Here is an 11,594-nt window from a genome sequence, read left to right on the forward strand (position 1 = left end):
AGGGGGGCCGTTTACCCTTTCTTAAGGCCTCGTCCCGCAGGCTTGCCCCGCGACTGGGGTCGGGGGGGAAGGCGGGGATTTGGGCGGTTCAGGGGCATCGGGGCATCAGGCCGACGCGGCAGGCATGGCCTTCGCCGCGGCGGAGCTGGAGCGGTTGGCGGCGATGATTCAGGCGGCGGCGGAGCCTTTGTGCGGCGCGTGGTTCTGCGCGTTGCGCCTTGCGCCACAGCCGGACCGGCTCTGCGCGCCGGTCACCTCCCGTCTGCCCGACTGCGGCACGGGGCGCGCGCTGGACCAGATGCTGGATCAGGTCTGCGCACAGCCCTGCGATGCCGACAGTTCCGGCCTTGTGGTGCGCGAGGATCTGTCGGGCCATCCCCGCGTGCTGGTGGCGCTGCCGCTCTGCAGCGCGCGGGGCCGCGTGCTGGGGGCCATGGCGCTGGTGTTCGAGGCGGCCCGCTGGGGCGGGCGGGGCAGCGTGATGTGTCAGGAGGTGGCGCGGATCGCGGCGGCGCTGCTGGACGCCACCGCAGTGCGGCTGCGGCTGGAACGGGAGCTGCGGGACATGTCGCTGCGCGTCGCCCGGCTGCAGCGGCTGTCACAGATCGACCCGCTGACCGAGCTGGAAAACAGCGCCTCTTTCGAGCGCAAGGTGCGGGACCGTCTGGGGGAGACAGCGCAGCCTGCGGTGCTGATCCTGCTCGACATCGACCATTTCAAGCAGATCAACGATCTTTACGGTCATCAGTTCGGCGACCGCTACCTGCGGATGATTTCCGGCGCGCTGGCGGGCTGTGCGCCCGAAGGTGCCGTGGTGGGACGGATCGGCGGGGATGAATTCGGGGTCTTTGCCGATCTGGATCCCGGCGCGCTTGGCTGGTCCGAGGCGCTGATGCTGCGGCTGCGCGATGCGGTGCAGCGTGCGGCAAGCCTGACCGGCAAGCCCGATCTGGGGCGCGTCAGCATGGGGGCCAGCCTGTTTCCGGCGCAGGCCACCGACTATGTGACGCTGTTCAAGCTGGCGGATGCCGCTCTTTATGCGGCCAAGGATGCGGGGCGGGGCACGCATGCGATCTTTGACGCGCTGGCGCCGCAGCCTTTCGTGCCCCGGGATCTGTCGCGCCGCTTTGCCCGCGCCATGGCCGGGGACGAGGTGCTGCCGCATTTTCAGCCCATCGTCGACCTGCAGACCGGGCGCTGCACCGGCTACGAGGTGCTGGCGCGCTGGAAACAGCCGGGCCGCGATCCGCTGGCCGCCGGATCCTTCGCCGCCGTGTTCGAGGATCAGGATCTGGCCGCGACCCTGACCCGCAGCATGCTGCTGCAGTCGCTGGAAGCGGTGCGCGGCACGCCGGGATTCTGCGCCAAGGACCAGCGGCTGAGCCTCGGGCTCAACGTCACCTCCTTTGACCTGCTGAACCCCGGGTTCCTGTCCGATCTCGACACGGCGCTGGCCGCCGCCGCCATGGGCTGGGAGGCGCTGACCATCGAGGTGACCGAACGCATCATGCTGGGCGAACCCGAAGGACAGGTGTTCCGCGCGCTGGCCGATCTGCGCCGCAGGGGCGCGCGCATCGCGCTGGATGATTTTGGCATGGGCTATGGCGGGCTGCGCCATCTGGCGGGATGGCCGGTCGACGTGCTGAAGATCGACCGGCATTTTGTGCGCGATCTGGGTCGCACCCCGCGCGACGGCGCGGTGATCGAGGCGGTGCTGGGGCTGGCGCGGCGCATCGGCTGCCGTGTCGTGGCCGAAGGCATCGAAACCCCGTCACAGCTGGCCTGTCTGCGCCTGATGGGCTGTGATGCCGGGCAGGGCCATGTCTTTGCCGCAGCGCTTGACGCCGCAGCCTTGGCCACGGCGCCGCTGAGTTACGATCTGGACCGGCTGTCGGACCTGATGACGGCGGCTCAGTAGCCGCGCCAGATCCAGCCGCCGCCAAGGATGCGGGTGCCGCCGGTTTCATAAAACACGCAGGCCTGACCGGGGCTGACGCCTTCTTCCGGGGTCAGCAGTTCGACCTCGGCGGTGCCGTCGGGCCGCGCGCGCAGGATCGCCTCCCGCGGGGGGCGGGTGGAGCGCACCTTGACGGAGACATGCCATTCGGTGCGCGAGGCGAGCGGCACGTCGCCCAGCCAGTTGATCTCGCGCACGGGGACGGTGCGGGTCGACAGCATCTCCTTGGGGCCCACCACGACGCGGCGGCTGTCCACGTCCAGCTTGACCACGTAAAGCGGCTCGTCCAGCCCGCCGATGCCCAGCCCGCGGCGCTGGCCGATGGTGTAGTGGATCACGCCCTTGTGATGGCCCAGCACCCGCCCGTCGGCATGCACGATCTCGCCCGGGGCCACCGAGCCGGGCCGCAGCTTCTCGATCACCCCGGCATAATTGCCGTCGGGGACAAAGCAGATGTCCTGACTGTCGGGCTTGTCCGCCACCGTCAGCCCGTATTTTGCCGCCAATGCGCGGGTTTCAGCCTTGCTCTGCAGATGGCCCAGCGGGAATCGCAGGAATTCCAGCTGGTCGGGCGTGGTGGAAAACAGGAAATAGCTCTGGTCGCGATTGGCATCGGCGGCGCTGTGCAGCTCCGGCCCGTGCTCGCCCAGCTTGCGCTGGATGTAATGGCCGGTGGCCATGCAGTCGGCGTCCAGATCCTTGGCCGTCTCCAGCAGATCCTTGAATTTCACCCGCTCGTTGCAGCGGATGCAGGGCACGGGCGTGGCGCCGCCCAGATAGCTTTCGGCAAATTCCTCGATCACTGCATCCTTGAAGATGTTTTCGTAATCAAGCACATAGTGCGGAAAGCCCATCTGTTCGGCCACGCGCCGCGCATCGTGAATGTCGACCCCCGCGCAGCAGGCGCCCTTCTTGGCCAAGGCGGCGCCATGGTCGTAAAGCTGCAGCGTGACACCCACCACGTCATAGCCTTCTTCCGCCAGCATCGCAGCCACGACGGAACTGTCGACGCCGCCGGACATGGCCACGACCACCCGCGTTTCTGCGGGCGGCTTCGGCAGGCCGAGCGAGTTGAGCTTTTGCGTATCGAGGGGCATGGCAGTCACCTTTCGGGAATCCCGCAGGAATATAGGAAAATGCGTCCTACTCTCAAGAGTGGGTTTTAGACAGCGTTAAAGGCCGGGCGGTCAAATGACGTTCTGCGGGGCATCCCTGCATGAACAGGATGACGGCCATGTATCTGAAAAAAGTCGACGGTCCACGCGCGGTGACGCTGCCTGACGGCAGCATCATGACCCGTGCCGATCTGCCCCCGCCGGAGACGCGGCGCTGGGTCGCCTCGCGCAAGGCCGCCGTGGTGCGCGCGGTGCGCTACGGGCTGCTGTCAGAGGTGCAGGCGCAGGACCGCTACGGTCTGAGCGAGGAGGAACTGCAGGAATGGATGCGCGCCGTGACCGCCCATGGCGAGGAGGCGCTGAAGGCCACTCTGGTGCAGAGATTCCGCAGCGTTTCCGAGTAAATCGGCGCAAATCGGAAGGAAATCATTCCCGTCTCCGGTAAAGAAGCATTAACCTATTTCCGACAGGGTCGGCGTAACAGTTCAAAAGCGGAGACAGTCATGCGAATCCTCCTCGTTGAAGACGATCCGACCACGTCGAAAAGCATCGAATTGATGCTGACCCATGCCAACCTCAATGTCTATGCGACCGATCTGGGGGAAGAAGGCATCGATCTGGCGAAGCTCTATGATTACGACCTGATCCTGCTCGACCTGAACCTGCCGGATATCCATGGGCACGAGGTGCTGCGGCAGCTGCGGCTGGCCCGCATCAACACGCCCATTCTGATCCTGTCCGGCTCTGATGACACGGACAACAAGATCAAGGGCTTCGGCTTCGGCGCCGATGATTACATGACCAAGCCCTTTCACCGCGACGAACTTGTGGCCCGAATCCACGCCATTATCCGCCGGTCCAAGGGGCATTCGCAGTCGGTGATCCGCACCGGCAAGGTGTCGGTCAATCTCGACGCCAAGACGGTGGAGGTGGGCGGCAAGGCCGTGCATCTGACCGGCAAGGAATATCAGATGCTGGAGCTGCTGAGCCTGCGCAAGGGCACGACCCTGACCAAGGAGATGTTTCTCAACCATCTTTATGGCGGCATGGACGAACCCGAGCTGAAGATCATCGATGTGTTCATCTGCAAACTGCGCAAGAAGCTGTCAGAGGCGACGGGCGACGAGAATTACATCGAAACCGTCTGGGGCCGCGGCTATGTGTTGCGCGATCCCGACCCGCGTGCCGACCAGCAGTTTGCGGTAAACGGCTGAGCGTCTGGACGCCGCGGGGCGCGCGCCCTATCACTCTGGCAAAACGACGTCAGCAAGGATGGGGCCATGGCGCAGGGAATGGCGGAAAAGCCGGTGGAGGCTCTGACAGAGGCCGAGGCGCGGGAAGAACTGGCCCGTCTGGCCCGGGAACTGGCGGAGGCGAACCAAGCCTATCATACCGAAGACGCTCCGAAGATCCCGGATGACGTCTATGACCGGCTGAAGCTGCGCAACCTCTCGATCGAGACGCAGTTTCCGCAGCTCAAACGCGAGGACAGCCCGACCGAACAGGTGGGTGCTGCTCTGGCCGAGGGCTTTGCCAAGGTGCGGCATGCGCAGCGCATGATGTCGCTGTCCAATGCCTTTGATGCCGAAGAAGTGCAGGCCTTTGACGCTGGCATCCGCCGCTATCTGGGCCTGTCTGGCAGCGATGATCTCGCCTATACCGCCGAGCCGAAAATCGACGGCCTGTCGCTGTCGCTGCGCTATGAACAGGGCGTGCTGGTGCAGGCCGCCACCCGGGGCGACGGCGCCGAAGGTGAAAATGTCACCGCCAATGCCCGCACCATCGATGACATCCCCGAACGGCTCGCCAATGCCCCTGACGTGCTGGAGGTGCGGGGCGAGGTCTATATGAGCCATGCCGATTTTGCCGCGCTCAACGACCGGCAGGCGGCGCGCGGGGCCAAGACCTTTGCCAATCCGCGCAATGCCGCCGCCGGATCGCTGCGCCAGCTTGACGCCGCCATCACCCGCGACCGGCCACTGCGCTTTTTCGCCTATGCCTGGGGTGAGCTGTCAGAGCCGCTGGCGCAGACCCAGATGGAGGCGATCGAGAGGCTCAACGCCTTGGGATTCCAGACAAACCCTCTGACCCGGATCTGCCCCGACACAGACGCGCTGCTGGCGCATTACGCCCGGATCGAGACGCAGCGCGCCACGCTCGGCTATGACATCGACGGCGTGGTCTACAAGGTCAACGATCTGGCGCTGCAGGGGCGGCTTGGCTTCCGCTCGACCACGCCCCGCTGGGCCATCGCCCATAAATTCCCCGCCGAACTGGCCTGGACCCGGCTGGAGGCGATCGACATTCAGGTGGGCCGCACCGGCGCGCTGTCACCGGTGGCGCGGCTGACCCCGGTGACGGTGGGCGGCGTCGTCGTCGCCAATGCCACGCTGCACAACGAGGATTACATCGCCGGGCGCGATGCCACCGGCACCCCGATCCGCGACGGCAAGGACATCCGTGTCGGCGACTGGGTGCAGGTCTATCGCGCGGGCGACGTGATTCCGAAACTGGCCGATGTCGATCTGGCACAGCGGCCCGCCGAGGCGGAGCCTTACGTCTTTCCCGCCACCTGCCCGGAATGCGAATCCGAAGCGGTGCGCGAGCCCGGCGATGCGGTGCGGCGCTGCACCGGCGGGCTGATCTGCCCCGCGCAGGCGGTCGAAAAGCTGAAACATTTTGTCTCCCGCGCGGCGTTCGACATCGAAGGGCTCGGCGCCAAACAGGTGGAGCAGTTCTATCGCGACGGCTGGATCCGCGAACCGGCAGAGATTTTCACCCTGCAGGACCGCTATGGCTCCGGCATGCAGCAGGTGAAGAACCGCGAGGGCTGGGGCGAGAAAAGCGCGCAGAACCTGTTCGACGCCATCGAGGAACGGCGGCACATCCCGCTGGCACGGCTGATCTTTGCGCTTGGCCTGCGTCATGTGGGCGAGGTGGGCGCCGCCGATCTGGCCCGGCATTTCCGCAGCTGGGACGCGCTGCTGCTGGCAGTGGATGCCGCGCGCCCCGCGATGGAGCGGCATCGCGCCGCCGAGGCCGCACTGCTGGAGGAACGCGCCGCCGCCGCCGCTGAAGGCCGTCGCGCCCGCATCGCGCCGGTGCGCGACGCGGTCTGGTCCGCCGATCCGCCGCTGCCCGAAGAGTCGCGCGCAGCTTGGGACGATCTGGTCGGGGTCGACGGCATCGGCACCGTGGTGGCGGAGTCGCTGGTGACCTCCTTTGCGCAGGAGGCGGAGCGCGCCTCCATCGCGCGGCTGGTCGCCCATCTGACCGTAGAGAAGGCCGAGCCCGCCGTCGCGCAGGACAGTCCGGTGGCGGGCAAGACCGTGGTCTTCACCGGCACGCTGGAAAAGATGAGCCGGGCCGAGGCCAAGGCGCGGGCGGAAGCTCTTGGCGCCAAGGTGGCGGGGTCGGTGTCGAAAAAGACCGACATCGTCGTGGCGGGCCCCGGCGCGGGCAGCAAGGAAGCGAAGGCGCGGGAACTGGGCGTGCAGGTGCTGGACGAAGACGGCTGGCTGGCGCTGATCGGGTCATGAGCGGGCGGCCGGAACTGCTTTGGCCGCTTTTTGCCGAGCCGAAGGTGCTGGACGGCGTCGGTCCGAAGACGGCGCAGGCGCTGGCCGGGCTCGACATCGCCTCGCCGCGGGATCTGCTGTACACCCTGCCGCAGGGCTGCATCGACCGGCGGCCCCGCGCCAGCGTGGCTGGCGCCGATCTGCCCGGCGTCGTGACGGTCGAGGTGCAGGTGATCCGCCATCTGAAACCCGCCATGAAGGGCCGGCCGTGGCGCATTCAGGTGGAAGATGCCGAGCAGAGCTTCCAGCTGGTCTATTTCCACGGGCGCGAGGAGTATCTGACCCGGCTGCTGCCCGAAGGGTCACGGCGGCTGGTGTCGGGCAAGGTCGAATGGTTCGATGGTGCGGCGCAGATGGTGCATCCCGACCATGTGCTGCCGCTTGACGAGGCGGGGCGGCTGCCTGCCTTCGAGCCGGTCTATCCGCTGACCGGCGGGGTCACGCAGAAGCTGATGGCGCGCGCCGCCGCCGATGCGCTGGCCCGCGCGCCCGAACTGCCGGAATGGATCGACCCGGCGCTGAAGGCGCGCGAGGGCTGGCCGGACTGGCGCGCGGCGCTGGCGCTGGCGCATCTGCCGCAGGGGGCGCAGGATCTGGCCGCCACCGCACCCGCGCGCGCGCGGCTCGCTTATGACGAACTGCTGGCGCATCAGCTGACGCTGGCGCTGGCACGGCTCCACCGGCGGCGCGGCAAGGGGCAGGCGACGGAGGGGCGCGGCCAGCTGCGCCGCCGCGTGCTGGCCGCGCTGCCGTTCCGCCCGACCGGCGCGCAGGCCCGCGCCATGGACGAGATCGCCGCCGACATGGCCGCGCCCGACCGCATGAACCGGCTGCTGCAGGGCGATGTCGGCTCCGGCAAGACGCTGGTGGCTTTCATGGCGCTGCTGATCGCGGTGGAGGCGGGCAGGCAGGGCGTGATGATGGCCCCCACCGAAATCCTCGCCCGCCAGCATCTGGACGGGCTCGCCCCGCTGGCCGAGGCGGCGGGCGTGGTGGTGGAGATCCTGACCGGGCGCGACAAGGGCGCCGAGCGCCGCGCCAAGCTTGCGGCGCTGGCGGCGGGGGACATCCAGATCCTCGTGGGCACCCATGCCGTCTTTCAGGACGATGTCGCCTTCCGCGACCTGCGGCTTGCCATTGTCGACGAACAGCACCGGTTTGGCGTGCGGCAGCGGCTGGAACTGGGGCGCAAGGGGCAGGGCGCCGACGTGCTGGTAATGACCGCCACGCCGATCCCGCGCAGTCTGGCGCTGGCGCAATATGGCGACATGGACGTGTCGGTGCTGGATGAAAAGCCGCCCGGGCGCAAGCCGGTGCGCACCGCGCTCGTCTCCACCGAACGCATGGAGGAGGTGGTGGAGCATCTGCGCCGCGCCGTGGCCGAGGGGCGGCAGGCCTATTGGGTCTGCCCGCTGGTGGAGGAAAGCGAGGTGTCGGATCTGACCGCTGCCGAAGACCGCTTCCGCCATCTGCGCGCGCTGCTGGGGGAGCGGGTGGTGGGGCTGGTGCATGGCCAGATGCCGCCTGCGGAAAAAGACGCGGCCATGGCGGATTTTGTCGCCGGGCGCACGCAGGTGCTGGTGGCGACCACGGTGATCGAGGTGGGGGTGAACGTGCCCAATGCCTCGATCATGGTGGTGGAGCGCGCCGAAATCTTCGGGCTGGCGCAGCTGCACCAGCTGCGGGGCCGGGTCGGGCGCGGTGCGGCGGATTCCACCTGCCTGCTGATGTACCAGCCGCCTCTGGGCGAGACCGGGCTGCGGCGCCTGACCACGCTGCGCGAGACCGAGGACGGGTTCCGAATCTCGGAAGTCGATCTGGAGATGCGCGGCGCGGGCGACCTGATCGGCACGGCGCAGTCGGGCCTGCCCCGGTTCCGGGTGGCGGATCTGGACCACCAGTTCGGGCTGATGGAGCTGGCGCAGAGCGATGCGCGGACGCTGCTTGCCATGGATCCCGGCCTTGCGGGCGCGCGCGGCAAGGCGGCTCGGCTGCTGCTGTGGCTGATGAAGCAGGACGAGGCGATCCGGCTGATCAGCGTCGGCTGAATTTTTTCCTGTCTGACAGGCATTTGGCCGATTCTCCGCGACTGTTGTGTATTTGTTCGCGTATGTTCCTAAAAAGTGCTTTACAGAGGTTAAGAAATATGGGAACAAAGAAGCAACAGGTATAGAGAGGACGACGCCATGTTCAAGACGATCAAATCCACACTCGCCCGTGACCACGCTCTGCTTGTGCAGGATCTGCTTGGTGTCGTTGCCCTGATTGTTCTTCTTTTGAGCGCGCTGCATCAACCGCTACTCTAGATCTGCCTGCGGTCTTGTTGCGATGCTGCCGCATCACCTGTCCGATGCGTGGCGCTGTCCCCGGTCCGGGCTGCCTGATCCCCGGACCTGCGCCGCAGCTCGCTGATCCCACAAGACTCGCACCTTGCCGCCGCCTCCTTCCGGAGTGCGGCGGTTTTTTTTGAGCGTAGCGCAGCGGTTCAGAACCGGTAGGCCAGACGCAGCCCGCCCCAGTGCCGGCTGTTGACGACGATGGGGGCGGAGAGATCCTTCATCATGGTGAATTTGCCGCCGCCCATGTCCCGGCGATAGACCTGAAGCAGGAAGGGCCGGGTGTTGCGCCCCGCCTTCAGCCCGACCCGGTCGTTGAACATCCGGCGGTTGCGGCAATGCGCGGCATTCCACAGCGGATCGGCGCTGAGCGGTCGGGAAAACTGCGCGTTATGGGTCGGCAGATAGCCGTTGCGGTCCACCGCCGCACAGAAGACGATTCGCGGATCCCGCGCCAGCACCGGTTCCTGCACGGCAGGCAGGATCTGGTCGGTGAGCCGGGTGAAGCCGGTCACCACCTGCGGCGGATCGCCGCCGGGCACGGGCCGGTAGCGGCTGTCGAAAAGATCGGCCTCGGTTATCCGCCGCTCCGCCAGCGCGGCGGCGAACAGGCCCGCGATCTGCCGCGCCAGATCCTGCACCAGCGTGATCATCGCGCTGTCGGCCCCGGTGCCCCCCAGCGCCACCGCCTGCTGCAGGATCGCTTCGGAGAGGTCGATCAGCCCGTCGCAGCGGCGCGCGGCATCCTCGACGCCCTTGGCCACCCGTCCGATCGACTCATGGGTGGCATGCACCACCGGGCGCAGATGATCCACCGCCGCCCGCACCTCGCCCATATCCTCGGCCACCTGCCGCGTCCCCCGCCGCAGATGCCCGATCCCGTCACGGATGCCGCCCAGCGCGCGGTCGGCCTCCTCGGCGCCGGCGAGGATGCTTTCCGCCTCCCGCGAGGTGCGCAGCGCCCCGGTGTTCAGCCCGCCGATCCAGCCCGACATGCCGCGCACCGTGTCGGAAATGGCCGCCACCGCGCCGCTGGTCTGCTGGCTGAGATCGTTGATCGCCTCCGCCACGATGGCAAAGCCGCGCCCGGCCTCCCCGGCGCGGGCCGCCTCGATCTTGGCATTGACCGCCAGAATGGTCACCTGCGTGGCGATGGCGGAGATCTGGCCGTTCGACCGCTTCACCGCCTCCAGCATCTGCTCGACGCGGGCATTGTCGGCATGCACCGACTGCACCCATTGCGCCAGCGCGCGCGCCGCATCGCCGGACTGCGCCAGCAGGCCCAGCGATCCCTCGACCTGCTGCGCCGTCGCCTCCGCGCCTTCGGCCATGCTGGTGGTGGCGGCAAAGACCCGGCCGGTCAGCGCGGCGATCTGGTCGGTGGCGCTGGCGATCTCGGCCAGCCCGCCCAGCTGGTCCCGCGACCGCTGCTGCAGCGCCTGCAGGAAGGCGTCGATCTCCACCACCTTCTGGCCCAGCCCGCTGGCATCGCGGGTGATCTGTGACAGGGGATGCGAACGCCCGGTCTTCGCCTGTTCCGCCTCGTCCTTCATGCTCTCCTCCGCGCTTGCCTCACGGGCATAGCGTGGGGAGGGTGAAGACAGGGTTTACGCGCGGGCGCGCGCCTCGATCTGCGCCGCGGCTTCTGTCGCGGCGTCAAGCGCCAGCAGGATCGAGGCATGGCGGTTCTTGTAGGCTCCCGCCGGGCGCAGCACCTCCAGCCCGTCAAAGGGCGCGGGCGGGGTGGGGCCATCCTCCTTGAGCAGCGCGCGCAGCGCATCGCGCGCCACAGCGATCTGATCCGCGCTGCAGCCGACAATCGCCGAGCCCACCACCGAAGCCGCCGCCTGTCCCAGCGCACAGGCCTTCACGTCCTGCCCGTACTCGGCGACCCGCCCGTCGCGCATCACCAGATCCACGGTCACGGTGGATCCGCAGAGGGGCGAACGCTTCTTCACCGTGGCCTCCGGCGCATCCAGCCGGTCGGTCCGCGGGATGTCGGCCGCCAGCGCAAGAATGCGGGTGGAATAGAGCTTGATCAGATCGGTTTCGGCAGACATGGCTTTCCCTTTCGGCGCGTCCCCCATAGATAGGGTGCGCCCCCCGCTCCTGCAAAAGGGAATTTGCCATGACGTTTGATCCCGCCACCCTGACCTTCGACCAGAACGGCCTGATCCCCTGCATCGCGCAGGAGGCGGAGACGGGCGAGGTGCTGATGCTGGCCTGGATGAATGCCGAAGCCGTGGCGCGCACGCTCGAGACGGGCCGCGTCACCTACTGGTCGCGGTCGCGGCAGGCATTCTGGATCAAGGGCGAAAGCTCCGGCCATGTGCAGACTCTGGTGGAACTGCGGCTGGACTGCGACCGCGACTGCCTGCTGGCGCTGGTGCAGCAGACCGGCCCCGCCTGTCACACCAACCGCCGCAGCTGTTTCTACACTGCCCTGCGCGACGGGCAGGAGACAGAGATCATGACCCCCCTGCGTGACGCCTGACCCGCCTGCGCGTTCCAGCGGCCCCAAATATCCCGGGGGAGTCCGCGTCAGCGGACGGGGGCAGAGCCCCCTTTGACCTTACATGTCCGCCTGTGGCGGACGGGGGCAGAGCCC

Annotated in this window: 9 protein-coding genes; 6 read left to right on the plus strand and 3 right to left on the minus strand. The window is 67.6% G+C overall.

Annotated elements, in window-relative coordinates; all coding sequences use genetic code 11:
• Window positions 1-124: 124 nt before the first annotated feature.
• The gene (locus tag BLR51_RS23975; RefSeq protein ID WP_089851750.1) at window positions 125-1,918 is read left to right on the plus strand and encodes a putative bifunctional diguanylate cyclase/phosphodiesterase; all 1,794 of its coding nucleotides are present in this window, start codon (window positions 125-127) and stop codon (window positions 1,916-1,918) included.
• Here BLR51_RS23975 and mnmA read toward each other — a convergent pair.
• Complete coding sequence (gene mnmA / locus BLR51_RS23980) at window positions 1,912-3,054, minus strand: tRNA 2-thiouridine(34) synthase MnmA (protein WP_089851752.1); 1,143 nt, start codon at window positions 3,052-3,054, stop codon at window positions 1,912-1,914. The genes BLR51_RS23975 and mnmA overlap by 7 nt on opposite strands.
• Before the next feature lie 137 nt (window positions 3,055-3,191).
• Between mnmA and sciP the strand changes: the two genes are divergently transcribed.
• The 4 genes from sciP to recG all read left to right on the plus strand — a co-directional run bounded on the left by sciP (window position 3,192) and on the right by recG (window position 8,698).
• Window positions 3,192-3,476 carry a CtrA inhibitor SciP gene (gene sciP / locus BLR51_RS23985; RefSeq protein ID WP_089851754.1) on the plus strand — a complete coding sequence of 95 codons (285 nt, stop codon included), beginning with the start codon at window positions 3,192-3,194 and terminating at the stop codon, window positions 3,474-3,476.
• A 99-nt stretch (window positions 3,477-3,575) separates the two neighbouring features.
• Window positions 3,576-4,286: a response regulator transcription factor CtrA gene (gene ctrA / locus BLR51_RS23990; protein WP_089851756.1), complete on the plus strand. Its 711-nt coding sequence runs from the start codon at window positions 3,576-3,578 to the stop codon at window positions 4,284-4,286.
• 66 nt (window positions 4,287-4,352) lie between these two features.
• Window positions 4,353-6,611 carry an NAD-dependent DNA ligase LigA gene (ligA, locus tag BLR51_RS23995; RefSeq protein ID WP_089851758.1) on the plus strand — a complete coding sequence of 753 codons (2,259 nt, stop codon included), beginning with the start codon at window positions 4,353-4,355 and terminating at the stop codon, window positions 6,609-6,611.
• The gene (gene recG / locus BLR51_RS24000) at window positions 6,608-8,698 is read left to right on the plus strand and encodes an ATP-dependent DNA helicase RecG (RefSeq protein ID WP_089851760.1); all 2,091 of its coding nucleotides are present in this window, start codon (window positions 6,608-6,610) and stop codon (window positions 8,696-8,698) included. The genes ligA and recG overlap by 4 nt, the downstream gene beginning before the upstream one ends.
• Window positions 8,699-9,135: 437 nt before the next feature.
• Here the strand turns inward: recG and BLR51_RS24005 are convergent, their stop codons facing one another.
• Both BLR51_RS24005 and BLR51_RS24010 read right to left on the minus strand, forming a co-directional pair.
• Entirely contained in the window at window positions 9,136-10,539 is a 1,404-nt protein-coding gene (locus tag BLR51_RS24005) for a methyl-accepting chemotaxis protein (protein WP_089851762.1), read from the minus strand.
• 54 nt (window positions 10,540-10,593) lie between these two features.
• Complete coding sequence (locus tag BLR51_RS24010) at window positions 10,594-11,046, minus strand: iron-sulfur cluster assembly scaffold protein (RefSeq protein WP_089851764.1); 453 nt, start codon at window positions 11,044-11,046, stop codon at window positions 10,594-10,596.
• A gap of 68 nt (window positions 11,047-11,114) precedes the next feature.
• On the opposite strand from BLR51_RS24010, the gene hisI reads away from it, so the two are divergent.
• Window positions 11,115-11,480, plus strand: a complete 366-nt coding sequence (gene hisI / locus BLR51_RS24015; protein WP_089851766.1) for a phosphoribosyl-AMP cyclohydrolase — start codon at window positions 11,115-11,117, stop codon at window positions 11,478-11,480.
• The last annotated feature ends 114 nt before the right edge of the window (window positions 11,481-11,594 follow it).

It is taken from the genome of Salipiger marinus, assembly GCF_900100085.1.
Classification (GTDB): Bacteria; Pseudomonadota; Alphaproteobacteria; order Rhodobacterales; family Rhodobacteraceae; genus Salipiger; species Salipiger marinus.

Bases quoted from the DNA above. Each gene is read 5' to 3' on its own strand.
- ctrA (WP_089851756.1), top strand. From the start codon at position 3,576: ATGCGAATCCTCCTCGTTGAAGACGATCCGACCACGTCGAAAAGCATC.
- BLR51_RS24010 (WP_089851764.1), bottom strand. From the start codon at position 11,046: ATGTCTGCCGAAACCGATCTGATCAAGCTCTATTCCACCCGCATTCTT.
- recG (WP_089851760.1), top strand. From the start codon at position 6,608: ATGAGCGGGCGGCCGGAACTGCTTTGGCCGCTTTTTGCCGAGCCGAAG.
- mnmA (WP_089851752.1), bottom strand. From the start codon at position 3,054: ATGCCCCTCGATACGCAAAAGCTCAACTCGCTCGGCCTGCCGAAGCCG.
- ligA (WP_089851758.1), top strand. From the start codon at position 4,353: ATGGCGCAGGGAATGGCGGAAAAGCCGGTGGAGGCTCTGACAGAGGCC.
- BLR51_RS24005 (WP_089851762.1), bottom strand. From the start codon at position 10,539: ATGAAGGACGAGGCGGAACAGGCGAAGACCGGGCGTTCGCATCCCCTG.
- BLR51_RS23975 (WP_089851750.1), top strand. From the start codon at position 125: ATGGCCTTCGCCGCGGCGGAGCTGGAGCGGTTGGCGGCGATGATTCAG.
- sciP (WP_089851754.1), top strand. From the start codon at position 3,192: ATGTATCTGAAAAAAGTCGACGGTCCACGCGCGGTGACGCTGCCTGAC.
- hisI (WP_089851766.1), top strand. From the start codon at position 11,115: ATGACGTTTGATCCCGCCACCCTGACCTTCGACCAGAACGGCCTGATC.